The sequence below is a fragment of the Micromonospora sp. NPDC005686 genome, assembly GCF_042871665.1.
Classification (GTDB): Bacteria; Actinomycetota; Actinomycetes; order Mycobacteriales; family Micromonosporaceae; genus Micromonospora.
This window is the reverse complement of sequence record NZ_JBIAIY010000011.1, coordinates 156210-180687: the sequence shown is the minus strand read 5'-3', so window position 1 is coordinate 180687 and position 24478 is coordinate 156210. Positions and strand designations below refer to the sequence as shown.

Here is a 24478-nt window from a genome sequence, read left to right as displayed (position 1 = left end):
CCGCACCCTAGCCGATCTTGGGCGTGGCGCGGTCGATGATCGCGGCCAGGTCCAGCCCGCCCGGCAGCGTCCCGTACGCCTGCCCGTGGTCGCCGCCGAGCCGCGACGCGCAGAACGCGTCGGCGACCGCCGGGTGGCCGTGGCGTACCAGCAGCGCGCCCTGGAGCACCAGCGCCAGCCGCTCCACCACCCGGCGGGCGCGCAGTTCCAGGTCGCTGTGGTCGGCCAGTTCGTCGCGGACCCGGCGGACCGCGGCGTCCAGTCGGGCGTCCGCGCCGGCCGCGGCGGCCACCTCCGCCTCGTACGCGGCGAGCACCTGCGGTTCCCGGGTCAGCGCGCGCAGCACGTCCAGTGCGGCGACGTTGCCTGAGCCCTCCCAGATCGAGTTCAGCGGCGACTCGCGGAACAGCCGCGGCATGCCGGACTCCTCCACGTAGCCGTTGCCGCCCAGGCACTCCAGCGCCTCCGCGGCGTGCCCCGGCCAGCGCTTGCACACCCAGTACTTGCCGACGGCGAGCGCGAGCCGTTTGAACGCGGTCTCGCCGTCGTCGCCGCGCGCCGACCGGTCGGTCGCGCCGGCCAGCCGGACCATGAGGACGGTGGCCGCCTCGGACTCCACCGCCAGGTCGGCCAGCACGTTGCGCATCAGCGGCTGGTCGGCCAGGTAGCTGCCGAACGCGCGCCGGTGGGTGGCGTGGTGCACGGCGGTGGTCACGCCCTGGCGCATTCCGGCCGCCGCGCCGATCACGCAGTCGAGCCGGGTCAGGTTGACCATGTCGATGATGGTGCGGACGCCCCGGCCCTCGTCGCCGACGCGCCACGCCACCGCGTGCTCGTACTCGACCTCGGCGGAGGCGTTGGAGCGGTTGCCGAGCTTGTCCTTGAGCCGCATCAGCCGCATCGGGTTGCGGGCGCCGTCGGGCAGCACCCGGGGGACCAGGAAGCAGGTGAGGCCGCCGGGCGCCTGGGCGAGGGTGAGGAACAGGTCGCACATGGGCGCCGAGGTGAACCACTTGTGCCCGACCAGCCGGTAGCTGCCGTCCGGCTCCGGCCGGGCCGTGGTGGTGTTGGCGCGGACGTCCGAGCCGCCCTGCTTCTCGGTCATCGACATGCCGGCGAGCAGCCCGCGCTTGGTCTGCGGCGGGCGCAGCCCGAAGTCGTACTCGCGGGTGGTGAGCAGCGGCTCGTAGCGGGCGGCCAGGTCCGGGGCGTGCCGCAGCGCGGGCACCGCCGCGTAGGTCATCGAGATCGGGCAGCCGTGCCCGGCGTCGGGCCGCCACAGGTAGAAGCCGGCCGCGCGGGCCACGTGCGCGCCCGGCCGGTCGTCGGCCCACGGCGCGGCGTGCAGGCCGTGACCGACGGCGGTACGCATCAGCTCGTGCCAGGACGGGTGGAACTCCACCTCGTCGATCCGCCGGCCGAACCGGTCGTGGGTGCGCAGCACCGGGGGGTGCTCGTTGGCGAGCCGCCCGTGCTCGGCGGCCTCCTCGCCACCGGCGAGCCGGCCCAGTTCGCGCAGCCCGGGCAGCGCCCAGCCGGCGCCCTCGCGGGTCACGCCGTCGCGCAACGCCGGGTCGTCGGCGGTGTCGTGGCCGACCATCGGGGGGACCTGGTTGACGACCTCGTGTGTGGTCACGCGGCAACTCCCAGCGCGGATGGCGGATCAGCTCGGGCCCGGATTGAACCACCGTTCACTTCGCACCGGCAAGCACCCGGGGACACGTCAATTTGGCTGGATTCGTTTGACATCATCCGGCTCGGAGATAAGACTCGCCGGAACTTTCTTTTGTCCGGGGAGCGGCTAGGGGGGCCTGTGTCCAGGAACAAGATCGTCGCGATCGCCGCCGCACTCACACTGACCGTCGGCGTCCTGTCCGGATGCACCGGCGGCGAGGCCGTCGACGTCGGCGGCGGGGGGAACTCCGGGGGCGCGGGCGGTGTCCTCAACGCCGCGATCGGCGGCGAGCCGGACCAGCTCGACCCACACAAGACTTCGGCATACTACAGCTTCCAGGTGCTGGAAAACGTCTACGACACGCTCGTCGAGCCGGACGCCGACCTGAAGATGGTGCCGGCGCTGGCGACGAAGTGGACCACCAGCGCGGACCAGCTCACCTGGACGTTCACGCTGCGCGAGGGCGTGAAGTTCTCCGACGGCTCGCCGCTGACCTCAGCCGACGTCGTCTACTCCTATGAGCGGATCATCAAGGAGAAGCTGAACAACGCGTACAAGTTCGCCACCGTCAAGTCGGTTACCGGGCCCGACCCGGCCACAGTGGTGGTGACGCTGTCCGCGCCCACGCCGAACCTGCTGGCGAACCTCGGCGGGTTCAAGGGTGTGGCGATCGTGCAGAAGGCCAACGTGGAGTCCGGCGCGGTGAAGACCGCACCGGTCGGCAGCGGCCCGTTCAAGGTTGCCGGCTACACCTCGGGCGACAGCGTCAAGCTGGTCCGCAACGACGCCTACTGGGGCGAGAAGCCGAAGCTTGACGGCGTCACGTTCACCTTCGTCAAGGACCCGACGGTCGCGTTGCAGAACCTGCGCAGCGGCCAGGTCCAGTGGACCGACAACCTGCCGCCGCAGCAGGTCGGCTCGCTCAAGGACGACGGTGACATCACTGTGAAGTCGGCGCCGTCGACCGACTACTGGTACGTGGCGCTCAACGAGGCCCGCAAGCCGTTCGACAACCCCGAGGTGCGGCGCGCGGTCGGCTACGCGCTGGACCGCGAGGCGATCACCAAGGCGGCGAAGTTCGGGCTGGCCACCGTCAACCAGACCGCCATTCCGAAGGCGAGCGCGTTCCACTTCGACTACGCGCCCTACAGCCACGACCCGGGCAAGGCGAAGCAGATGCTCGGCCAGGCCGGCGTGAGCAACCTGACCATGGATCTGATGGTCACCAGCGAGTACCCGGAGACGGTCACCGCTGCCCAGGTCATCGCCGCGCAGCTCAAGGACGTCGGCATCACCGTGAAGATCCGTACGCTGGACTTCGCCCAGTGGCTCGACGAGCAGGCGAAGGGCAACTTCGACGGGTTCATGCTCGGCTGGCTCGGCAACATCGACCCGGACGAGTTCTACTACGCCCAGCACCACAGCGGCGGCACGTTCAACTTCCACAAGTACGCGAACCCGGCCGTGGACAAGCTGCTCGACGACGCCCGTACCCAGACCGACCAGGGCGCCCGCAAGCAGGCGTACGAGCAGGCGGCGAAGCAGATCGTCGACGACGCCAGCTACCTCTACCTCTACAACCCGGACGTGGTGCAGGGTTGGTCGAAGAAGGTCTCCGGCTACGACGTGCGCACCGATCGGGCGATCCGGTTCCGGTCGGTCGCCCTGGCCAAGTGATGGCCCGCTTCGTCCTGCGGCGGGTTCTCCAGTCGGCGATCGTGCTGGTCGGCGTGACCCTCGTGGTGTTCCTGCTGCTGCAACTGGTGCCGGGCGACCCGGTCCGGGTGGCGCTCGGCACCCGGTTCGACCCGCAGACGTACGAGGCGCTGCGGGAGCGCGCCGGCCTCGACCAGCCCCTGCCGGTGCAGTACGCCAGCTACCTCGGGCACGCGCTCACCGGTGACCTGGGGGTCAGCTTCCGCACCGGCCAGCCGGTGAGCCAGATCGTGCTGGAACGGCTGCCCGCCACGCTGTCGCTGGCCGTCACCGCCGTGGTGTTCGCGTTGCTCGTCGCGTTCCCGCTGGGCATCCTCGCGGCCGTGCGCAGCGGCTCCGCGATCGACCACGCCGCCCGTGTGTTCAGCCAGTTCGGCGTCTCCGTGCCGGACTTCTGGATGGGCATCATGGGCATCCTGCTGTTCGCCGGGGTGCTGGGCTGGCTGCCGCCGTCGGGCTACGTGGCGCTGACCGACGACCCCGGCCGGTGGGCCACCCACGTGGCGCTGCCCGCGGTCACCGTCGGCCTGGTCACCGCCTCGATCCTGACCCGGTTCATCCGCTCCTCGGTGCTGGAGGTGCTCTCCGCCGACTACGTGCGGACCGCCGAGGCGAAGGGGCTGCGCAACCGGGTGGTGATTCTGCGGCACGTGCTGCGCAACGCGCTGATCCCGGTGGTCACCGTGGTGGCGGTGCAACTGGCCAGCCTGCTCGGTGGCGTCATCGTGATCGAGGTGCTGTTCGCCTGGCCGGGCATCGGCCGGCTCACCTTCGACGCGGTGCAGGCCCGCGACTATCCGGTCCTGCAGGGCGCGGTGTTGCTGGTCGCCGCCCTGTTCCTGCTGGTCAACCTGCTGGTGGACGTCCTGTATGCCCGCCTCGACCCGAGGATCACGGTCAAGTGAGCGCGACGACCGAGAGCACCGGACGCCGGGTCCTCGACGCGCTGCGCCGTGATCCGCTCGCCGTCGGCGGGACGATCGTGCTCGTGGTGCTGGTGGTGGTCGGGGTCGCCGGTCCGTGGCTGGCCCCGGCCGGTGTCAACGACGTCGACGTGGACCAGATGCTGCGCCCACCCAGCGGCGCGCACCCGTTCGGCACCGACGAGCTGGGCCGCGACGTGCTCAGCCGGGTGCTGGTCGCCGCCCGCGTGTCGCTTCAGGTCGGTGCCGTCAGCGTCGGCATCTCGCTGGTCGCGGGCGTGACGCTCGGGCTGTTCGCCGGCTACTACCGGGGCTGGCTGGACAGCCTGCTGATGCGCTGCATGGACGTGCTGTTCGCGTTCCCCGTGCTGCTGCTGGCGGTGGCCATCGTGGCGGTGCTCGGGCCCGGCCTGCTCACCGCCACGGTCGCCATCGGGGTGGTCTACACGCCCATCTTCGCCCGGATCACCCGCGCCGGTGTGCTCTCCGTACGCGAGCAGGTGTTCGTCCGGGCCGCCGTGTCCATCGGCGCGTCCGACCTGCGCATCATGCGCCGGCACGTGCTGCCGAACATCGCCGCGCCGCTGATCGTGCAGACGTCGCTGTCGCTGGCGTTCGCGATCCTCTCCGAGGCCGCGTTGTCCTTCCTCGGCCTGGGCATCCAGCCGCCCGCGCCGGCCTGGGGCCGGATGCTGTTCGACGGGCGCGGCTTCGTCACCGACGCGTGGTGGCTGGGCGTGTTCCCGGGCGCGGCGATCTTCCTCACCGTGCTGGCGTTCAACCTGGTCGGCGACGCGCTGCGGGACGTGCTCGACCCGCGCCAGCTCACCCTCGGCGAGGCCCGCAGGAGCACCACATGACCGGTTCGACAGTGCTGTCCGTGGACGACCTCACCGTGACCATCGGCACCCGCCGCGGCCCGGCCCGCGCGGTGGCCGGGGTGTCCTGGCAGGTGCGGCAGGGGGAGACGTTCGCCCTGGTCGGCGAGTCCGGCAGCGGCAAGAGCATGACCCTGCTGGCCGCCACCGGCCTCGCGCCGCGCGCCGCGACAGTCACCGGCCGGGTCCGGCTGCTCGACACCGAGCTGACCGCGCTGCCGGACGACCGCCGGCGCAAGGTACGCGGCCGGCACGTCGGGTTCGTCTTCCAGGATCCGTTGACCTCGCTCAACCCGGTGCTGCCGGTGGGCCGGCAGGTCACCGAGGCGGCCGAGGAGCACCTCGGGCTGACCCGCCGCGCCGCCCGCGACCGGGCGGTCGAGCTGCTGGAGCTGGTCGGCATCCCGTCGGCGGCGCAGCGCGTCGACGCGTACCCGCACCAGTTCTCCGGCGGCATGCGCCAGCGCGTCGCCATCGCCATGGCACTCGCCTGCGAGCCGGACCTGCTGATCGCCGACGAGCCGACCACAGCGCTCGACGTCACCACGCAGGCGCAGATCATCGAACTGGTCGCCGAACTCCAGGCCCGGCTCGGCACCGCAGTCGTCTGGGTCACCCACGACCTGGGCGTGGTCGCCGGCATCGCCGACACCGTCGCGGTCATGTACGGGGGACGGATCGTCGAGCAGGGGCCTGTCGACGCGGTGTTCGACACGCCCACGCACCCGTACACCCGGGCGCTGCTGGCGGCCCGGCCGGACCCGTCGCGGCGCGGCGAGGACCTCGTGGCCATTCCCGGTTCGCCGCCGAGCCCGCTGGACCTGCCGCCCGGCTGCGCGTTCTGGCCGCGCTGCCCGGTCCGCGCCGACCCCCGCTGCGAGCACGAGCTGCCCCCGCTGACGGCGGTCGGCGACGGGCACACGGTCCGCACCTTCTACAGTGGAGAAGCCGGATGAGCGCCGACATCCCGGACGTGGTGGCCGAGCTGGACGACCTGATGGTGCACTTCCCGACCCCTGCCGGAACGGTCCGCGCGGTGGACGGCGTCAGCCTCGCCGTACGCCGGGGCGAGACGCTCGGGCTGGTCGGCGAGTCGGGCAGCGGCAAGTCCACAGCCGGTCTGGCGCTGCTGCGGCTGGTCGACCCGACCGCCGGCCGGGTCCGGGTCGCCGGCGACGACGTGACCCGCTGGTCCCGGCGCCGCCTGCGCGCGACGCGCCGCCACGTGGCGATGGTCTTCCAGGACCCGCAGGCGTCGCTTGACCCGCGCCGTACCGTCGGCGACAGCATCGCCGAGCCGCTGATCGTGCACCGGCTCGCCACCTCCGCCGCCGCGCGCAAGGACCGGATCGCGGAGCTGCTGGACCTGGTCGGCCTGCGCGCCGACACCGCCGGCCGGTATCCGCACGAGCTGTCCGGCGGCCAGCGCCAGCGGGTCGGCGTGGCTCGCGCGCTGGCCGGGGAGCCGGACCTGATCGTCCTGGACGAGCCGATCGCCTCGCTCGACCTGAGCGTGCAGGCGCAGATCATGAACCTGCTCCGGCACCTGCAACGCGACCTCGGGCTGACCTACCTGTTCATCGCGCACGACCTGGCCGCCGTCGAGCACATGAGCGACCGGATCGCGGTGATGTACCTGGGCCGCATCGTCGAGACCGGCCCACCCGAGCGGATCTACCGGCGCCCGGCGCACCCCTACACGGCGGCGCTGCTCTCCGCGGTGCCGGTGGCCGACCCTCGGGTGGAGCGGGAGCGCCGCCGGATCGTGCTCACCGGCGACATCCCCAGCCCGGTGGACCCGCCGAGCGGCTGCCGCTTCCGTACCCGCTGTCCCCAGGCCCGCCCCGCGTGCGCCGAGACCGATCCGGCGCTCGCCGAGGTCGGCCCGGACCACCACGCGGCGTGCCTGTTCCCGCTCGACGGCGAGCGCGGCGGCGGCCTGGCGGAGGACGGCGCGACGACGCGCGCCGACGTCGCCGGCACGCCGTAGGCTCGCGCCCATGGCGTTCCCCACCCGGCCGACGCTGCGCGGCACGTTCGGCATGGTCTCCTCCACGCACTGGCTGGCCAGCCAGTCGGCGATGGGCGTGCTGGAACGCGGCGGCAACGCCTTCGACGCCGCGGTGGCCGCCGGGTTCGTGCTGCACGTCGTGGAGCCGCACCTCAACGGCCCGGCCGGCGAGGTGCCGGCGATCCTCGCCACCGCGACCGACCCCACCCCGCGGGTGCTCTGCGGCCAGGGCCCGGCCCCGGCCGCCGCCTCGGTCGCGCACTTCCGCTCGCTCGGCCTGGACCTCGTGCCCGGCGCCGGCCCGCTCGCCGCAGTGGTGCCCGGCGCCGTCGACGCCTGGCTGTTGCTGCTGCGCGACCACGGCACCCGCACGCTCGCCGAGGTGCTTGAACCGGCGATCGGCTACGCCGCCGCCGGTCATCCGCTCGTCGGCGCCGCCGGGCAGACAGTGGCGCGGGTCCGGTCGCTGTTCACCGAGCACTGGCCGACCTCCGCACGCCTCTGGCTGCGCCACGGCCGCCCACCCGCGCCGGGGGAGATGGTCACCAACCCGGCGTACGCGGACACGCTGCGCCGCCTCGTCGACGCGGGACGGGCCGCCGGTACGGACCGGGAGGCGCAGATCGAGGCGGCCCGGCGCGCCTGGCGGGAGGGTTTCGTCGCCGAGGCGATCGACGCGTTCAGCCGGCTGCCGTTCCGCGACTCCAGCGGGCGGGCGCACGCCGGGCTGGTCACCGGCGACGACCTGGCCCGCTGGTCGGCCACCTGGGAGGCGCCGGTCACGCTGGACTGGCACGGGCACACGGTGGCCAAGACCGGCTTCTGGGGCCAGGGGCCGGTGCTGCTGCAGACCCTGGCCGTCCTGGACGCGCTCGACGATCCGGCGGTCTACGACCCGTCCGGCCTGGACGGCATCCACGCGCAGGCCGAGGCGCTGAAGCTCGCCTTCGCCGACCGGGAGGCGTGGTACGGCGACACCGGCGTGCCGGGCCGTGAACTGCTGTCGGCCGGCTACGCCCGTTCGCGGGCCGCGCTGGTCGGCGACCGTGCCGACACGTCGCTGCGTCCCGGCAGCCCGGCGGGTGAGCCGCCCCGGCTGCCGTCGCACCTGCGCGCCGACGCGCACCGCCGGACGGTCCCGCAAGATCCGAGCACCGGCGAACCGACGGTACGGGCCGACGGCGTGACCCGCGGTGACACCTGCCACGTCGACGTGGTGGACCGGTGGGGCAACATCATCTCCGCCACGCCCAGCGGCGGCTGGTTGCAGAGCTCACCAGTGATTCCGGAGCTGGGCTTCCCGCTCGGCAGCCGGTTGCAGATGTGCTGGCTGGAGGACGGGCTCGCCTCGACGCTGCGGCCGGGCCGTCGTCCGCGTACCACGCTCAGCCCGACGCTGGTGCTGCGCGACGGCGAGCCGGTGATGGCGTGCGGCACGCCCGGCGGCGACCAGCAGGACCAGTGGCAGCTGCTGTTCCTGCTGCGGCACCTGGCCGGCGGGCAGGAGTTGCAGGAGGCGATCGACGCCCCGACGTGGCACACGACGAGCCTGCCCGCGTCGTTCTATCCGCGCGAGGTCGAGCCGGGCGTGCTGGTGCTGGAGGACCGGATCGACCCGGACGTGCTGGCGGGCCTGCGCGCCCGGGGCCACACCGTACGCCTGTCCGACCCGTGGAGCCTGGGCCGCATGTGCGCCGTGACCCGTGACCCGCGCACCGGAGTCCTGTCGGCGGCGGCCAACCCCCGAGGCGCCCAGGGCTACGCCACCGGCCGCTGACGGCCCGTCCCCCTTCCGACGGGGGTGGCGGGTCAGGTGTCGATTCGGGTTATGTTGCGGATCTTGTTGGCGGCGTCCAGGGCCGCCACCTTGTACGCCTCCGCGAGGGTGGGGTAGTTGAAGACGGCGTCGATCAGGTAGTCGACCGTGCCGCCGCAGCCCATCACGGCCTGCCCGATGTGGACGATCTCGGTGGCGCCGGTGCCGAAGACGTGCACCCCGAGCAGCCGGCCGTCCTCGGGCGAGACGATCAGCTTCAGCATCCCGTACGAGTCGCCGACGATCTGCCCCCGGGCCAGCTCCCGGTAGCGGGCGATGCCCACCTCGAACGGTACGGACGCCTCGGTCAACTCCTCCTCGGTCTTTCCGACGAAGCTGATCTCCGGAATGGTGTAGATGCCGATCGGTTGCAGGTCCGACATGCCGCGCGCCGGTTCCCCGCAGGCGTGCTGGGCGGCCAGCCGGCCCTGCTCCATCGAGGTGGACGCCAGCGCGGGGAAGCCGATCACGTCGCCGACGGCGTAGATGGTGTCGACGGTGGTGCGGTAGTTGTCGTCGACGGTGATCCGGCCCCGGTGGTCGGCGGTGAGCCCGGCCGCCTCCAGCGCGAGGTCGTCGGTCTGCCCCTGCCGGCCGGCGGAGTACATCACCGTGTCCGCGACGATCTTCTTGCCGCTGCGCAGGACGCAGAGCGCGGCGCTGCGGTGTTTCTCCACGGAGGCCACCTCCTCGCCGAATCGGAAGGTCACCGACAGGTCCCGCAGGTGGTACTTCAGGGACTCGACGATCTCCTCGTCGCAGAAGTCGAGCATCCGGGGGCGACGCTCGACCACAGTGACCTTCGTGCCGAGCGCGGCGAACAGGGACGCGTACTCCATGCCGATCACCCCGGCGCCGACCACCACCATGCTGCCCGGGACGGCCTGGAGGTTGATGACGCCGTCGGAGTCGACGATCGTGCGGTCGTCGAAGTCGACGCTGTCCGGTCGGGCCGGGCGGGTGCCGGCGGCGATGACGGCCTTGTCGAAGCTGACCCGGGTCTCCCGGCCGGAACCGGCGTCCACCCAGACGGAGTGGGCGTCGGCGAACCGGCCGGTGCCGGTGATCAGCGAGATCTTGTTGCGGGCCAGTTGGTTGCGGATGACGTCGGTCTGCCGGGTGATCACGTGCTGGGTGCGGGCCGCCAGGTCGGCGACGGTGATCTCCTCCTTGACCCGGTAGCTGCTGCCGTAGAGGTCGCGCTGGCTCAGCCCGGTCAGGTAGAGGACCGCCTCACGCAGTGTCTTGGACGGCACGGTGCCGGTGTTTATGCACACGCCGCCGAGCATGTCGCGGCGGTCCACGATCGCGACGCGGCGGCCCAGCTTGGCCGCGGCGATCGCCGCCTTCTGTCCACTCGGTCCGGAGCCCAGCACCAGCAGGTCGTAGTCATACACGAGCGCCAGCCTGGCAGGGTCTCGCAACCCGCGCCAGCGGTGGGACTCCGCGCCGGGGTCGAACGCGGAGCCCCGCCGGCTCAACGGCCCTGCAGGGAACGGACGTTGTCGCCGAACGTCCAGCCCTTCGACCCGTCCCAGTTGACCGACCAGGTCATCAGGCCCTTCAGGCGGCCCTGGTAGGTGTTCCACGCCTGGGCCACCAGCGCCGGGCTCAGGTAGCCGCCGCCGGCGCCGGCCTGCGCGGGCAGCCCGGGGACCTGCCGGTCCAGCGGTACGCGGATGGTGGTGCCCTGGACGACCAGGCCGGCGTCGAGGCAGTTGGTCTGCGCGACGAAACCATCCACCGTGCCGGCCGGGTACGAGTCGCCGGCGCAGCCGTACATCGCGCCGTTGTAGTACTGCATGTTCAGCCACCACAGTCGCCCGTTGTCGGCGTACTTCTTCACGATCGGCAGGTATGCGCCCCAGATCGAGCCGTAGGTGACGCTGCCGCCGGTGACGTACGCGGTCTCCGGCGCCATGGTGAGCCCGAAGCCGGCCGGCATCTGGGCCAGCACCCCGTCGATGATCCGGATCAGGTTGGCCTGCGAGGGGGAGAGCTGGTTGATGTTCCCGCTGCCGGTCAGGCCGGTCTCGATGTCGATGTCGATGCCGTCGAAGTTGTGCCGCTTGAGGATCGGCACGACGGTGGCGACGAACCGGTCGGCGACCACGCTGGAGCTGAGGTCGATGCCGGCGGTGGCGCCGCCGATGGACAGCAGCACGGTCAGCCCGGCGGCCTTGGCCTGGCACACCTGCGCCGGGGTGGGCACCCTGACGCCGGCGTCCATGCCGTCCTCCCAGAGCACCGTGCCGTCGGCGCGGATGACCGGGAACGCGGTGGTCACCACGTTGTAGCCGTGCCCGGTGATGCGGGAGTCGGTGATCGGGATCCACCCGAGGCCGGGGTGCACGCCGTTCGCGGCGCCGTCCCAGTTCTCCCAGTAGCCCTGGAGCACCTTCCCGGACGGCCGGGACCGCAGCGCGCAGGTGTCGCCACCGGGCGTCGTCGGGCTCGGCGAGGCGGTCGGCGTCCGCGTGGGGGAGACGGTCGGGGAGGGCGTGGGCGACGGCGGCCGGGTGGTGGGGCTCGGCGACGGCGTGCCGCCGGTGCAGGCGCCGAGGTCGGTCCAGAGCGCCGGTACGGCGGCCGGGTTCCAGCCCGCGCCGGCCGGCGGGGTGTGCGTGACGAGCGCCTGGTAGAGCCGGCCGGCATAGGTGGCCCGGCTGCCGGCGGTCCAGGTGACGCCCTCGGCCCAGGCCGGCGCGTCACACGCGACGAGCGCGCCGACGGCCCCGGCCGGTGTGGCGGCGGTGGCGGGCAGGGCGGCGGCGGTGGCGCCGAGCAGCGCGACGCCACCGAGCAGAGCGGTCATCCCACGTCCGAGTCGCATGACATACCTCCTCATCGATGCGCCGGAGGCTATCAGTTAACTTTGTTAAATGTAAATGCGGCGTACCCTGTCACCACCCCGGTCAGGGCGTGAAGCAGGAACGGGAGCCGCCCGCGGGCGGCCGGGAAGGACGGCGGCGGACGTGGACGCCAGACGCACCACGGTGCGCGACATGCGCCGGGCCAACCGCTCGGTCCTGCTGACCCGGATCTGGCTCGACGGCCCGCTCAGCCGGCACGAGCTGGGGCAGTCCACAGCGCTCAGCCTGGCGAGCGTCAGCAACCTGGTCGGCGAGATGATCAACGAGGGCCTGGTCGAGGAGGCCGGCTCGGTCGAGTCCGACGGCGGGCGTCCCCGCGTGCTGCTGCGCGTCGCGCCCGGCTACGGCTACCTGGTCGGCGCCGACGTCGGCGAGACCCGCGTCCAGGTGGAGCTGTTCGACCTGAGCATGACCGCGCTCGCCAAGGCGGAGTACCCGATCGCCGCGGCCGATCCCGAGCCCGAGCGGGTCGCCGCGCACCTGCGGCACGGCCTCGCCGCGGTGACCGAGCAGGCCGGCGTCGACCCGGCCGCCGTGCTCGGCTTCGGCGTCGCCGTCGCCGGCACCGTCGAGCGCGCCGCCGACGCCGTGGTGCACGCCCAGACGCTCGGCTGGGACGGCGTCCCGCTCGGCGCGATGCTGCGCGCCGGCACCGACGTGCCGGTGCACGTGGACAACGGCGCGAAGACGCTCGGCCAGGCCGAGATGTGGTTCGGCGCCGGCCGCGGCGTCCGGCACGCGGTGGTCGCCCTGGTCGGCTCCGGCGTCGGCGCGAGCGTGGTCGCCGACGGCGTCGGCTACCGCGGCGCGCACAGCGGCGCGGGGGAGTGGGGCCACACCACCATCGTGTACGGGGGCCGCCGCTGCCGCTGCGGCAACCTGGGCTGCCTGGAGGCGTACGTCGGGGCGGAGGCGGTGCTGGACCGGTTCCGCCAGGCCAACCGGGGCCGCCCGGCACCGGGCGTGGACGAGGAGACCGCCTTCGGTGAGCTGCTGCGTTCCACCGGACGCACCGCCGCGAAGGTGATCGACGAGACGGTCGGCTATCTGGGCGCCGGGGTGGCGAACCTGGTGAACCTGTTCAACCCGCAGCGGGTGGTGCTCGGCGGCTGGGCCGGGCTGGCCCTGGGCGAGCGGCACCTACCGGCGATCCGCGCGGCCACCGCGCGGCACGCGCTGCGCCAGCCGTACGCGCAGACCTCGATCGAGCTGTGCCGGCTCGGACCGGACGCGGTCGCGATGGGCGCGGCCACCCTGCCGATGACCCGGCTGCTGCGCGACGGCGGCGTGGCCCGCGACCCGGCCGCCCGCCCGTCCCCGGCGTGGGGGCCGGGCCGCCGTCACTGACCGGCCCGGCCCTCACGCCGCGCGGCGTCAGCGCTGCCCGCGTACCCGCCGGACGGTGTCGCGGTACCACAGCGCGCTGCGCTTGGGGGTGCGGCGCTGCGTGTCGTAGTCCACCCGGACGATGCCGAACCGCTTGTCGTAGCCGTACGCCCACTCGAAGTTGTCCAGCAGCGACCAGGCGAAGTAGCCGCGCACGTCGGCGCCGGCCGCCCGGGCCCGGGCCACCGCGCGCAGGTGCTCGGTGAGGTAGCCGACCCGGTCGTCGTCGGCGACGAACCCGTCGGCGTCCGGCTCGTCGTCGAACGCGGCGCCGTTCTCCGTGATCACCATGGGCACGCCCGGGTAGTCGCGGTGCAGCCGCACCAGCAGGTCGGTGAAGGACGCCGGCACGATCTCCCAGTCCATCGCGGTACGCGGCAGGTCGCGGCGGACCACTCGGCGTACCGGCCTGCCGTCGCCGTCGCGGTCGCGGCCCTGCTCGTCCACGCCGGAGTGCAGCTGCCCGAAGTAGTAGTTGACCCCCAGCACGTCGATCGGGGTGGCGATGACGTCCAGGTCGCCGTCCTGGACCGGGATCTCCACCCCCTCCGCGGCCAGGTCCGCGACCACGTCCTGCGGGTACTCGCCGCGCAGGACCGGGTCGAGGTAGAGCCGGTTGTCCAGCCCGTCGGCGGCCCGCGCGGCGTCCCGGTCGGCCGCGCTGCCGGTGGCCGGGTCGGCGGTGGCCAGGTTCAGCGTCAGGCCCAGCTCGATCGGGGACCGGGCCGCCTCGCGCAGCCGCCGCGTCGCCAGGCCGTGCCCGAGCAGCAGGTGGTGCGCGGCGGCGATGCCGTCGCCCAGGTTCCGCCGGCCCGGGGCGTGGTCGCCGTAGGCGTACCCGAGCATCGCCGAGCACCACGGCTCGTTGAGCGTGGTCCAGGTGCGTACCCGGTCGCCGAGCGCGGCGAAGACCAGCTCGGCGTAGTCGGCGAACCGGTACGCGGTGTCCCGGTTCGGCCAGCCGCCCGCGTCCTCAAGCTCCTGCGGCAGGTCCCAGTGGTACAGCGTCACCCACGGCTCGACGTCGCGGCCGAGCAGCTCGTCCACCAGCCGGTCGTAGAAGGCCAGCCCGGCCACGTTCGCCGGGCCGCGCCCGCCCGGCTGCACCCGCGGCCAGGCCACCGAGAACCGGTACGTGTCCAGCCCCAGGTCGGCGATGAGCGCGACGTCCTGCGGCATCCGGTGGTAGTGGTCGCAGGCCACGTCGCCGTGGTCGCCGTTTGCCACCGCGCCCGGCACGCGGCAGAACGTGTCCCAGATGGACGGCGTGCGGCCCTCCTCGGCCACCGCGCCCTCGATCTGGTACGACGACGTCGCCACCCCCCAGCGGAAGGTCGGCGGCAGCGTGTCGATCGGGTCCGTACCGGCGACTGACGACGGGCGGGTGAGGTCGGTGTCCATGGTTCTCCTCGCGGGTGACGGGTGGTGGTGTCGGGCGGGTCAGCGGGACACGGGCGCGACGGCCGGGTACAGCCGGCACGCGACGGCCCGCGCCGGGTCGTCGACGCGCGGCGCGCCGAGCACCGGCACCTGCTCGTCGCACCCGTCGAACGCCTTCGGGCAGCGGGGGTGGAACGCGCAGCCGGACGGCATGGCGCGCAGGTCCGGCGGGGAGCCGGGAATGCCGGTCAGCTCTCGGCGCGGCCCGTGCAGCGCCGGGAACGAGTGCAGCAACCCCTCGGTGTACGGGTGCAGCGGCTCCCGGTACAGCCGGGCGGCGGGCGCCTCCTCGACGATCCGGCCGCCGTACATGATCGCGATGCGGTCGGAGAACTCGACAAGCAGCGACAGGTCGTGCGTGATGAACAGGACCGCGAAGCCGAGGCGGTCGCGCAGCTCGGCGAGCTGGCCGAGGATCTGCCGCTGCATCACCACGTCCAGCGCTGTGGTCGGCTCGTCCATGATGACCACCTGCGGCTCCAGCGCCAGCGCCATCGCGATCATGACGCGTTGCCGCATGCCGCCGGAGAGCTGGTGCGGGTAGCTGTCCAGCCGGTCGGCGGAGATGCCGACCAGGCGCAGCAGCTCCTTCGCCCGCGCGAGCCGGTCCGCCGCCGTGCTGCTGGGTTCGTGCGCCCGGATCACGTCGAGCAGCTGGGTGGAGACCTGGTGCACCGGGTTCAGCGAGTTCATCGCGCCCTGGAACACGATCGACGCCTGCGCCCAGCGGAACGCGCGCAGCTTCGCCGGGCTGAGCGTGAGCACGTCGACCGGCGGACCGTCGGCCGGGTGGTAGATCACCTGCCCGCCGCTGACCACGCCGGGCGGGGGCAGCAGCCGGGTCAGCCCGTACGCGAGGGTGGACTTGCCGCTGCCGCTCTCCCCGGCCAGGCCGAGCACCTCGCCGCGGTGCAGCGTCAGGTCGACGTCGCGGACCGCGCGGACCGCGTCCGCGCCGACGCCGTAGTCGACGCACAGCCGGCGGATCTCCAGCACCTGGTCGCTCATGAGGTCGTGTCCTCTCGGATGGGGTCCGCCGGCCGCTGCATCGGGACCGGGGCCGGGTTCGGCGCGAGGACCGGGGTGAACCCGACGCGCATTCGGACGGCACGCCCGTCGGCGGTACGGATCCGGGTCCGGCCGCCGGTACGCAGCCGAGGGCTGACGAACTCGTCGATGCCGAAGTTGATCAGCGCCAGCGCGGTGCCGAGCAGCGCGATGGCCAGCCCGGCCGGGACGAACCACCACCAGGCGCCCTGCGCCAGGGCCTGCTGTCCCTGCGCCCAGAACAGGATCGTGCCCCAGTTCCACGACGTCAGCGACGAGACGCCGATGAACGCCAGGGTGATCTCCGACATCACCGCGAAGATGACGGTGCCGACGAAGCCGGAGGCGATGATCGCGGTCAGGTTGGGCAGGATCTCGAAGCCGATGATCCGCCAGGTCCGTTCGCCGGTGGCCCGGGCGGCCTCCACGTAGTCGCGGCGGCGTAACGACAGCGTCTGGGCGCGCAGCACCCGTGCGCCCCAGGCCCACGACGTGAGGCCGATGATGAGCGCCACGAGCGTGTCGCTGGCCTGGTCGACGAGGGACGTGACGATGATGATCAGCGGCAGCGCCGGGATCACCAGGAACACGTTCGACACCGCCGACAGGCCCTCGTCGGCCGCGCCGCCCAGGTAGCCGGCGGTCACGCCGATCAGGATGGACAGGATCGTGGCGAGCACGCCGGCGGTCAGGCCCACCACCATCACGCTGCGCGCGCCGACCAGGATCTGGCTGAAGATGTCCTGCCCGAGGTGGGTGGTGCCGAACCAGTGCCGGGCCGAGGGGGCCTGGAGCACGTCGGCGCTGCGCGCGTCCGGGTCGTACGGTGCGATCCACGGTCCGATCACCGCCAGGAGCACGTACACCCCGAGGACGGCCAGGCCGGTGGCGGCCTTGCCGTTGGCGACGAACCGGAACCGGCGGCGGCGGGCCCGGGCCGACGGCTGCGCCATCGCCCCCTGGCCGGGGATGACCTGCTCGATGCTGGACGGGGAGAGTGTCATCGTTCAGCTCTTTCGGGTCCGCGGGTCGAGGAGCAGGTACGCCATGTCGGCGAGCAGGTTCGCCACCAGCACCGAGATCGTGATGATCAGGAAGATGCCCTGCATCAGCGGGTAGTCCTTCGCGCCGACGGCCTGGAAGAGCTGGAACCCCAGACCCGGGTACGAGAAGACGATCTCCACGAGGAGCGTGCCGCCGACGATGAAGCCGAGCGACAGCGCGAACCCGGAGACGTTCGGCAGCAGCGCGTTGCGCGCGGCGTAGCTGAGCGCCACCCGGCGCTCGGAGAGCCCCTTGGCGTGCGCCACGGTGATGTAGTCCTCGCTGGCGACCGTGACCATCATGTTGCGCATGCTGAGGATCCAGCCGCTCATCGACGACACCAGGATCGTCGCTGCCGGCAGGATGCTGTGCTGGATGGCACTGGGCACGAAGTACGCGTCGAACGCCGGCACCAGGCCCGGCTCGTAGCCGCCGGAGGACGGGAAGAAGCTGCCCGGCCCGGCGAACAGCGCGATGGCGACCAGGCCCAGCCAGAAGTACGGGATCGAGGAGAGGAACGTGGTGGCCGGCAGCAGCCCGTCGATCCAGGAACCGCGCCGCCAGCCCGCGCCGACGCCGAGCGCGGTGCCGAGCAGGAAGCTCACGATGGTGGTGACGCCGACCAGGCCGACCGTCCACGGCAGGCTGTTCCCGATCACCTCCGACACCGGGGCGGGGAAGAACGTGAACGACAGTCCCAGGTCGCCGCGCAGGAGCTGCCCCCAGTAGGCGACGTACTGCTCCCACAGCGAGCGGTCGGAGTCCAGCCCGAACAGCACCCGCAGCGACGCGACCGCGTCGGCGCTGATCCGGCCCTGGTTGCGGGAGATCAGCGACTGCACCGGGTCGCCCGGCACCATCCGCGGGATGAAGAAGTTGAGCGTGATCGCCGCCCAGGCGGTGAAGAGGTAGAAGGCCACCCGTTGCAGCAGGAACCTCATCGGGCCGCCTCCGTCCCGGCGTTCTCCGCCTTCTCCGCCTTCTCCGCAGTGACGGTCTCGGCGTCGTACAGCCAGCACGCCGCCCAGTGCCCGGGCGCGTCGTCGACCGGGATCGGCGGCGGCAGGTCGGTGGCGCAGCGTGGCATGGCCGCCGGGCAGCGCGGGTGGAACCGGCACCCGGCCGGCGGGCGGATCAGGCTGGGCGGCTCGCCGTGACCCCGCTCGCCCGCCGCCGCGCCGTCGCCGCCCGCGCCGGTGATCCGCTCCGGGTCCGGCGCCGACTCGATCAACAGCCGGGTGTACGGGTGGGCCGGGCGCTGGGTGACCGTCTCGCTGTCGCCCCCCTCGACCATCCGCCCGGCGTACATGACGATCGTCTCGTCGGCGAAGTAGCGGGCCGAGGCGATGTCGTGGGTGATGTAGAGGATCGCCAGGTCGAGCCGGTCCTTCAGGTCCTGGAGCAGGTTGAGCACGCCGAGGCGGATGGACACGTCGAGCATGGACACCGGCTCGTCGGCGAGCAGCACCTCGGGGTCGGCGCCGAGCGCCCGCGCGATGGCGACCCGCTGGCGCTGCCCGCCGGACAGCTCGTGCGGGAACGCGTCGAGGTAGCGCTCCGGCGGGGTGAGCGCGACCCGGGTCAGCAGGTCGGCGAGCGCCTTCTCCAGCCCGTCCGGCCCGGTCCCGGCGTTGCCGTGGACGCGCAGCGACCGGGTCAGGTGGTAGCGGACCGTGTGCACCGGGTTCAGCGAGGCGAACGGGTCCTGCAGGATCAGCTGCACCCGGCGCACGTACGCCCGGAACCGTCGCCCGCCGCGTACCCGGGTCGACTCGCCGTGCAGCCGGATGTCGCCGCCGGTGCGCGGATAGAGCTGGGCCAGCAGCCGGGCGACTGTGGACTTGCCGGAGCCGGACTCGCCGACGAGCGCTGTCACGCGGCCCCGGCGCAACGCGATCGATACGTCGTCGACGGCGTGCACCACCGCCGGGGTGCGGGAGAGGAGGTCACGCAGCCGCCGGCGGACGGGGAAGTGCTTGGTCAGGCCGACGGCCTCCAGCACCACCTCGTCGGCCGGCGCCGGTGCGCTCTCGGTCAACGTCATGCCGCATTCCTGTCTGGGTTGCCGAAGCGAGGGGCGGGGGCGCCGCCGGCCCGGCCGGGCGATGGTGGCCGGGCCGGCGGCACCGGGTCAGCCGGCGGCCGGCTTGAGGTGCAGCACCACGTCGACCGCGTTGGGCTGGGTGGGCTGGAGCGCGCCGTACGGGTTCGAGTCGTCCGGCCAGCCGGTCCAGTTCTTCGTGCTGTACGCGCCGCCGATGTTGTCCGCGCCGACCGGGATCATCGGCACCTGCTCGACGAAGATCTTCTGCAGGGTGGTCAGCGCGGTGGTGCGGGTGGCGTCGTCGGTGGCGTTGGCGTACGACACCAGCGCGTCGGTGGCCTCCTTGCTCTGGAACCGGCCGAAGTTGCCCGCCGGGGAGGCGGTGCCGACCGGCTTGAGCACGCGGCCGTCCATGATGGTCCGGTAGATGTCGTACGGCGTGGCGCCGCTCTCGGTCCACCGCACCGTGGCCTCGAAGTTGCCCTGCTCGACGTTGCGGAACCAGGCGTCCTGGTTGGCCTTGTCGACGGTGGCCGCGATGCCGATCTTCGCCAGGTTGCCCTTCACGATCTCCAGGCTGGTCTGGTAGTCCGACCAGCCGGCCGGGTCGGTGAGCCGGATCGTGACCGGCTTGCCGCTCTTGTCCTTGAGCGTGTTGCCGTCGAGCTTGTAGCCGGCGCCGGTGAGCAGCGCCTTGGCGCCGTCGACGTCGACCTTGTGCTCCTGGCCCTTGTACTCCGGCGCGATGAACGAGTCACCGGCCGGGCTCGGCAGGCCGGTCACGCTCTTGACCTCGGGGTGGAAGTAGCCGGCCTCGGCGGTGGTGAAGATGTCCGCCCGATCGATGGCCATGTTCATCGCCTTGCGCAGCGTCGGGTCGTCGAACGGCTTCTTCGTGGTGTTCACGTAGAGGCCGTGGATGCCCAGCACCGGCGGCGCCCACATCTTGTGGTTCTGCTGGTCCTTCGCCACGAACACGGTCTGGTAGTTCGGGATGAAGACGAAGCTCCACTCCGACTCGCCGTTCGCCAGCGCGGTGGTCTGTGCGCTGTTGTCCGTGTAGGACGTGTACCGCAGTTCCTTGACCTTCGGCGGGTCCTGCCAGTAGCCGCTGTCGCGCACGGAGAGCGTCGTGGTCGCCGGGGTGAACGACTTGAGCGTGTACGGGCCGCTGCCGACCGGCTGCTTCACCGGGTCGGTGGCCGGATCGGCGATCTTCTCCCACAGGTGCTTCGGCACGATCGGCACCCGCCACAGCACCTTCTGCTGGTTGACGAACTGCGGGCTGGACATCGAGATGGTGACCTCGTTGCCGCTGGCGACGGCGTCGGTGTACGGCACGCCCTGGTCGTTGAGCGCCGGGAACTTCTTCACCAGGTTGTAGGTGAACGCGACGTCCTCGGCGGTGACCTTCTGCCCGTCGGACCAGGTGGCGTTCTCCCGGATCGTCACCTTGACCGACTTGTAGTCCGACGACCACTCGGCCTTGGTGGCCAGCCACGGCTTGAACGGCTCGGCCGGCTTGACCGGGTTCCACATCATCAGCGGCTCGTAGATCTGCCACCGGTAACCCAGCGACGCGGCGGCCGAGGTGGTGAGGAACGGGTTGTTGTTCTCCGCCTGCGGGCCGTTGGGCATGCCGACGTTCAGCACTGTCGCGGCCTGGCCGCTCTTCTTGTTGGCGTTCGGGCTGTCGCCGCAGGCGGCGGCGCCGGTGACCATCGCGCCGGCCAGCGCCAGGGCGAGGAGTTGCCGTCTTCTCATGGAGGTCTCCCTCGGTAATCCCGCCTTTCTCGGGCGGGATGTGGTGGATGGAGGGGTGTGCGGTGGTGCCACCGGCGGGCGGGCCCGCCGGCATGGTCGCCGGGTACGGCGGGATGGGTCAGGTGACGTGGACGCCCGTCGAGTCGCGGGCGGTGAAGCCGGTGGGGATGACGGTCGGGGTGTCCGGCAGCGAGGTGCCGGCGAGGTGATCGATGAGCAGGCGCGCGGCGGCCGTACCCATCTCCCGCAGGGGTTGGCGCACGGAGCTCAGCGGCGGGTGGGTGTGCCCGGCCAGCGGCAGGTCGTCGAAGCCGACCACCGCCACGTCCTGCGGGACGCGCCGTCCGGCGTCGCGCAGCGCCTGCAACGCCCCGGCGGCCGCCAGGTCGTTGTGGGCGAAGACGGCGTCGAACGGTACGCCGTCGGCGAGCAGCCGCCGCACCGCCGCGCGCCCGCACTCGAAGGTGAAGTCGCCCTCCACCACCCGGTCCGGCTCGATCGGCACGCCCGCGTCGGCGTAGGCGCCGGCGAACCCGGCGAGCCGCTCCCGGGTGCAGCCGAACCGGCGCAGGCCGGTGACCACCAGCGGACGCCGCCGGCCGAGCGTCAGCAGGTGTGCGGCGGCGGCCCGGGCGCCCGCCTCGTTCGTGGTCCGCACCGACGGGAAGCCCGGCTGGTGGCCCCGGTCGTCGATGAGGATGACCGGCAGGCCGCGGCGGTGCAGCCCGGTGATGTAGTCCAGCGTGCCCTCGGGTTCGACCACCAGCAGGCCGTCGAACGACTTGGCCGAGACCTGGGAGGCGAACCGGCGCATCGACTCGTCGCCGTGGGTGCAGGTGAACAGCAGCATGCCGTAGCCGGCGGCCTCGACCACGTCGGCCGCGCCCTGCAGCACCTCGCCCATCCAGGGCCAGGTCAGCGCCGGCACCAGCATGCCGACCACCCGGGTACGCCCCCGGGCCAGACCGACGGCGCGGGCGCTCGGCACGTACCCGAGGTCGCTGATCACGGCGCGGACCCGGTCGGCGGTGCGCGTGTGCACCTCGCCCTTGCCGTTGAGCACCCGGGACACCGTCGTCTTGCTCACCCCGGCGCGGGTGGCGACGTCGGCGATGGTGATCGGCACGTGACGCTCCCGGGTCGCAGGGATGTGCGGGGTGTTTCGGAACCGGTTGCGGAAGCGGTTCCGGTGGCAGTCAACCCAAGTGGCGCAGGTCACGTCAATCACAGACGGGTAACGATGTATTGCTAATTTTGAGCTGTGAAAAAAGCGCCCGGGCAGCGGGCCTGTCGATCACGGTGATGAGCAGGGTCGATGCGTCGCCGGCCGTCCGAACTGGACGTTCAGGGGCGCGCGTACACGTCGCCGGAGTTGGCCTCGTCCGGCAGCGCGTCCAGGTGCGCCGCCACCTCGGCGGCCGGCCGCCAGCCCGGCAGCCCGAACGTCATCTCGTCGCCGAGCGCCACCGTGAAGCCGGTGAAGCCGAGCGCGGTGAGCCGGTCCAGGCAGCGTGCCGCGGTCGCCCGGGCGATGGTGGTGAACTCGAACGACAACGCCGGAACCGGCCGGCTCAGCCCGGCCAGCACGGCGTCCTCGAAGCCCTCCACGTCGATCTTGACGAACGCCGGCGCGCCGTACGCGGCCACGAGCGCGTCCAGCGTTGTTCCCGGCACCTCGATCTGCCGGTCCCAGGTCTCGCCCGCCCAGCCGGGCGCCCCGTCGGCGGCGCGCACGAACCCGGGGGAGGCGGTGGAGACGGTCGGGTTGGTCGAGTTCACGTGCAACCGCACCGCTCCGGCGGTACGCCCGCACGCCGCCTCGACCACTGTCACCGCGTCGTCGCCCGCGTGCATCTCGCGCAGCACCCGGGCGCACAGCGGCTGCGGCTCCACGGCCACCACTGTCGCGCCGAGGCGGCGGAAGCTGCCCAGCCGGTCACCCACGTGGGCGCCGACGTCGAAGACCAGGTCACCGGCGCGGACCAGCGGGGCGTAGAACGCGTCCAGGGCGGCGTCGCGCGCCGGGTCGCCGTGGTAGAAGTCCAGCGAGCGGCGCAGCCCGGTCATCGCCGGGTCCGCCCTGAGCGCCTCGATCACCCTGTCGCGCACCCCTCCGACGTTAGCCAGCGCACCGCTCCGGCGAGCCCTGTTCGCATTCCCGAGGCAATCACCCCATCCTCCTAGGACGCCTTGGGGAGGTGTCCCACTTCGCGCGGGAGGGGTGCCACGTGAGTGGAACGTCATGAGTGTCTGCGCCCGTGTTTGACACCTATGACGTTCCACTCGCCGGGCCGTGGCACCGGCCGAGCATGCCCACCCGGCCCTCAGCCGGCGTCGCCGGGATCGGGAAGTGGTTACGGGGTTTCGACGACCTCCTGGCCGAGCGGCCACAGCGCGGCCGGGACCAGCTTGAAGTTGGCCACCCCGAACGGGATGCCGATGATCGTCACGCAGAGCGCGACGCCGGCGAGGATGTGCGACAGGGCCAGCCACCAGCCGGCCAGCACCACCCAGAGCACGTTGGCCAGACCGGAGGGGAGACCGGCGCCGGGCCTGGGCACGATCGTGCGGCCGAACGGCCACAGCGAGTACAGGGCGAGCCGTAGCGAGGCGACGCCGAACGGGATGGTGACAACCAGGAGGAAGCAGATCAGGGCGGCCACGCCGTAGCCCAGGGCCAGGACGAAACCCCCACCGAAGACGAGCCACAGCAGGTTCAGCAGAAAGCGGATCACCACTCCATGATCCCTCGCCCCCGCAAGGGCCCGGGAACAGTGATCGGCGAGCTGCTCCGGGCGTCCGGCATGACCGAGATCGAGGCGGACCGGACGGCCGGCGCGGGGTCAGCCCACGTCGAGGGCCACCAGCCGCTCCCGCACCTCGGCCACGACGGGATGCTCGGGCACCAGGGCCGCCAGGGCGTCGGCGAACGCCCGGCCGGCGGCGAGGTGCCGGTAGTCGCGCAGCGTGTCGAGCGCCGCGAGCAGTTCCAGCCGGGCCGGCCCGGGCCGGGACAACTGCTCGCGTACGCGCGGCGGCAACCGCGCGTACGCGAGCGCGCGGAACGCCGGGTCGGCCATCCCGGGCACCTCGAGAAGCAGATCCACCAGTTCGCCGTCGTTGCGGGGCGCGGGAACGATGTTCGCCCGCGGCCGGTCCTCCTGGGCGGCCAGGTGCAGCAGCGCCTGTCGGAGGACGACATAGGACCGGTGCTGCGGTGAGTCGGGCCGGACGATGCCGAAGTGGTCGCCGGGCAGCACACCGGCGTCCGGGAAGACGCTGCGGGCGGACGCCGCCGACACCACGCCGTCGCTCTCGCCCGCGAACGCCAGCACCCGCATCGACGGCTCGGGCACGTGCACGAGCCGGTGCAGCACGGCGCGTTGGGCGTCGAGCACCGCGGCGTTGAGCGGCCGTAGCTGTCGTTCCTGCGGGTTGGCGCGCAGCAACGCCCGGCGGGCCGGCAGGCCGAGGTCGGAACCCGCCGTCGGGCAGGCGTACATGAGCAGGAGGCGGATGCGGGCCAGGTCGGGGTCGTCGTCGGTGAGCATCCGGGCCAGGGCCCGCTGCGCGACCAGACCGCCCTGGCTGTGCGTGACCAACGCCAACCGGGGACGGTCGGCGAGATCGTGGCGCAGGAACGTGCGCAGGCTGTCGGCCACCTCGTCGAACGTCGGCACCTGCCGCAGCGGGTGCAGGGACAGCAACGATGTGGCGTAGCGGAAGGCGTGTGTCTCCACGTCGGCGAGCGCGGGATCGCGGCGGATCAGGTCGCGGCAGGCCGACCACACCTCGTCCGAGGAGAGGAAGCCGTGGACGAACACCACAGTGGTTGTGGCCACAGCGTCACGCTAGCACCGT

Annotated in this window: 20 protein-coding genes; 7 read left to right on the top strand and 13 right to left on the bottom strand. The window is 72.6% G+C overall.

From position 1 onward, the window contains the following. Window positions 1–7: 7 nt before the first annotated feature. On the bottom strand, window positions 8–1636 hold the full coding sequence (locus ACFYON_RS24480; RefSeq protein WP_387321082.1) for an acyl-CoA dehydrogenase family protein: 1629 nt from the start codon (window positions 1634–1636) through the stop codon (window positions 8–10). Between the two features lie 177 nt (window positions 1637–1813). Between ACFYON_RS24480 and ACFYON_RS24475 the strand changes: the two genes are divergently transcribed. From ACFYON_RS24475 to ACFYON_RS24450, 6 genes are read left to right on the top strand one after another with little or no spacing between them, the layout of a single operon-like run. Beyond that, complete coding sequence (locus tag ACFYON_RS24475; protein WP_387321080.1) at window positions 1814–3352, top strand: ABC transporter substrate-binding protein; 1539 nt, start codon at window positions 1814–1816, stop codon at window positions 3350–3352. After that, window positions 3352–4296 (top strand): ABC transporter permease, encoded by a 945-nt coding sequence (locus tag ACFYON_RS24470; protein WP_387321078.1) that lies wholly within the window; start codon window positions 3352–3354, stop codon window positions 4294–4296. The genes ACFYON_RS24475 and ACFYON_RS24470 overlap by 1 nt, the downstream gene beginning before the upstream one ends. Next, window positions 4293–5174: an ABC transporter permease gene (locus tag ACFYON_RS24465; protein WP_387321076.1), complete on the top strand. Its 882-nt coding sequence runs from the start codon at window positions 4293–4295 to the stop codon at window positions 5172–5174. The genes ACFYON_RS24470 and ACFYON_RS24465 overlap by 4 nt, the downstream gene beginning before the upstream one ends. Continuing rightward, window positions 5171–6148, top strand: coding sequence for an ABC transporter ATP-binding protein (locus ACFYON_RS24460; RefSeq protein ID WP_387321074.1), 978 nt, complete (start codon window positions 5171–5173; stop codon window positions 6146–6148). The genes ACFYON_RS24465 and ACFYON_RS24460 overlap by 4 nt, the downstream gene beginning before the upstream one ends. Beyond that, window positions 6145–7182, top strand: a complete 1038-nt coding sequence (locus ACFYON_RS24455) for an ABC transporter ATP-binding protein (protein WP_387321072.1) — start codon at window positions 6145–6147, stop codon at window positions 7180–7182. The genes ACFYON_RS24460 and ACFYON_RS24455 overlap by 4 nt, the downstream gene beginning before the upstream one ends. A gap of 10 nt (window positions 7183–7192) precedes the next feature. Beyond that, the gene (locus ACFYON_RS24450) at window positions 7193–8980 is read left to right on the top strand and encodes a gamma-glutamyltransferase family protein (RefSeq protein ID WP_354869567.1); all 1788 of its coding nucleotides are present in this window, start codon (window positions 7193–7195) and stop codon (window positions 8978–8980) included. Window positions 8981–9012: 32 nt separating this feature from the next. On the opposite strand, the gene sthA is transcribed toward ACFYON_RS24450, so the two are convergent. Beyond that, window positions 9013–10416, bottom strand: a complete 1404-nt coding sequence (gene sthA / locus ACFYON_RS24445; protein ID WP_354869565.1) for a Si-specific NAD(P)(+) transhydrogenase — start codon at window positions 10414–10416, stop codon at window positions 9013–9015. Window positions 10417–10496: 80 nt separating this feature from the next. After that, window positions 10497–11852 (bottom strand): glycosyl hydrolase family 18 protein, encoded by a 1356-nt coding sequence (locus ACFYON_RS24440; protein WP_354869563.1) that lies wholly within the window; start codon window positions 11850–11852, stop codon window positions 10497–10499. Window positions 11853–11994: 142 nt separating this feature from the next. On the opposite strand from ACFYON_RS24440, the gene ACFYON_RS24435 reads away from it, so the two are divergent. Beyond that, the gene (locus tag ACFYON_RS24435) at window positions 11995–13239 is read left to right on the top strand and encodes an ROK family transcriptional regulator (protein ID WP_354869560.1); all 1245 of its coding nucleotides are present in this window, start codon (window positions 11995–11997) and stop codon (window positions 13237–13239) included. A 27-nt stretch (window positions 13240–13266) separates the two neighbouring features. Here the strand turns inward: ACFYON_RS24435 and ACFYON_RS24430 are convergent, their stop codons facing one another. The 10 genes from ACFYON_RS24430 to ACFYON_RS24385 all read right to left on the bottom strand — a co-directional run bounded on the left by ACFYON_RS24430 (window position 13267) and on the right by ACFYON_RS24385 (window position 24459). Continuing rightward, a complete protein-coding gene (locus ACFYON_RS24430) occupies window positions 13267–14679 on the bottom strand; it encodes a GH1 family beta-glucosidase (protein ID WP_354869557.1) in 1413 nt (470 codons plus the stop codon). 39 nt (window positions 14680–14718) lie between these two features. Then, window positions 14719–15726 (bottom strand): ABC transporter ATP-binding protein, encoded by a 1008-nt coding sequence (locus ACFYON_RS24425; protein ID WP_387321070.1) that lies wholly within the window; start codon window positions 15724–15726, stop codon window positions 14719–14721. Continuing rightward, the gene (locus ACFYON_RS24420; RefSeq protein WP_354869553.1) at window positions 15723–16769 is read right to left on the bottom strand and encodes an ABC transporter permease; all 1047 of its coding nucleotides are present in this window, start codon (window positions 16767–16769) and stop codon (window positions 15723–15725) included. The genes ACFYON_RS24425 and ACFYON_RS24420 overlap by 4 nt, the downstream gene beginning before the upstream one ends. A gap of 3 nt (window positions 16770–16772) precedes the next feature. Beyond that, window positions 16773–17750: an ABC transporter permease gene (locus tag ACFYON_RS24415; RefSeq protein WP_354869551.1), complete on the bottom strand. Its 978-nt coding sequence runs from the start codon at window positions 17748–17750 to the stop codon at window positions 16773–16775. Next, window positions 17747–18853: an ABC transporter ATP-binding protein gene (locus ACFYON_RS24410; RefSeq protein ID WP_354869549.1), complete on the bottom strand. Its 1107-nt coding sequence runs from the start codon at window positions 18851–18853 to the stop codon at window positions 17747–17749. Before ACFYON_RS24410 ends, ACFYON_RS24415 begins: the two co-directional genes overlap by 4 nt. Before the next feature lie 87 nt (window positions 18854–18940). Further along, window positions 18941–20617 carry an ABC transporter substrate-binding protein gene (locus ACFYON_RS24405; RefSeq protein ID WP_354869547.1) on the bottom strand — a complete coding sequence of 559 codons (1677 nt, stop codon included), beginning with the start codon at window positions 20615–20617 and terminating at the stop codon, window positions 18941–18943. 118 nt (window positions 20618–20735) lie between these two features. Next, the gene (locus ACFYON_RS24400; protein WP_357710871.1) at window positions 20736–21743 is read right to left on the bottom strand and encodes a LacI family DNA-binding transcriptional regulator; all 1008 of its coding nucleotides are present in this window, start codon (window positions 21741–21743) and stop codon (window positions 20736–20738) included. 218 nt (window positions 21744–21961) lie between these two features. Beyond that, complete coding sequence (locus ACFYON_RS24395; RefSeq protein ID WP_357710935.1) at window positions 21962–22684, bottom strand: FkbM family methyltransferase; 723 nt, start codon at window positions 22682–22684, stop codon at window positions 21962–21964. Between the two features lie 287 nt (window positions 22685–22971). Next, window positions 22972–23352 (bottom strand): YccF domain-containing protein, encoded by a 381-nt coding sequence (locus ACFYON_RS24390; protein WP_354869542.1) that lies wholly within the window; start codon window positions 23350–23352, stop codon window positions 22972–22974. Window positions 23353–23460: 108 nt separating this feature from the next. Beyond that, complete coding sequence (locus tag ACFYON_RS24385; protein WP_387321068.1) at window positions 23461–24459, bottom strand: hypothetical protein; 999 nt, start codon at window positions 24457–24459, stop codon at window positions 23461–23463. Between the last annotated feature and the right edge of the window lie 19 nt (window positions 24460–24478).

Excerpts from the sequence above, each read along its gene's own strand:
- ACFYON_RS24405 (WP_354869547.1), bottom strand. The coding sequence starts at position 20,617 with ATGAGAAGACGGCAACTCCTCGCCCTGGCGCTGGCCGGCGCGATGGTC.
- ACFYON_RS24410 (WP_354869549.1), bottom strand. The coding sequence starts at position 18,853 with ATGACGTTGACCGAGAGCGCACCGGCGCCGGCCGACGAGGTGGTGCTG.
- ACFYON_RS24430 (WP_354869557.1), bottom strand. The coding sequence starts at position 14,679 with ATGGACACCGACCTCACCCGCCCGTCGTCAGTCGCCGGTACGGACCCG.
- ACFYON_RS24420 (WP_354869553.1), bottom strand. The coding sequence starts at position 16,769 with ATGACACTCTCCCCGTCCAGCATCGAGCAGGTCATCCCCGGCCAGGGG.
- ACFYON_RS24425 (WP_387321070.1), bottom strand. The coding sequence starts at position 15,726 with ATGAGCGACCAGGTGCTGGAGATCCGCCGGCTGTGCGTCGACTACGGC.
- ACFYON_RS24415 (WP_354869551.1), bottom strand. The coding sequence starts at position 17,750 with ATGAGGTTCCTGCTGCAACGGGTGGCCTTCTACCTCTTCACCGCCTGG.
- ACFYON_RS24450 (WP_354869567.1), top strand. The coding sequence starts at position 7,193 with ATGGCGTTCCCCACCCGGCCGACGCTGCGCGGCACGTTCGGCATGGTC.
- ACFYON_RS24460 (WP_387321074.1), top strand. The coding sequence starts at position 5,171 with ATGACCGGTTCGACAGTGCTGTCCGTGGACGACCTCACCGTGACCATC.
- ACFYON_RS24470 (WP_387321078.1), top strand. The coding sequence starts at position 3,352 with ATGGCCCGCTTCGTCCTGCGGCGGGTTCTCCAGTCGGCGATCGTGCTG.
- ACFYON_RS24455 (WP_387321072.1), top strand. The coding sequence starts at position 6,145 with ATGAGCGCCGACATCCCGGACGTGGTGGCCGAGCTGGACGACCTGATG.
- ACFYON_RS24395 (WP_357710935.1), bottom strand. The coding sequence starts at position 22,684 with ATGACCGGGCTGCGCCGCTCGCTGGACTTCTACCACGGCGACCCGGCG.
- ACFYON_RS24440 (WP_354869563.1), bottom strand. The coding sequence starts at position 11,852 with ATGCGACTCGGACGTGGGATGACCGCTCTGCTCGGTGGCGTCGCGCTG.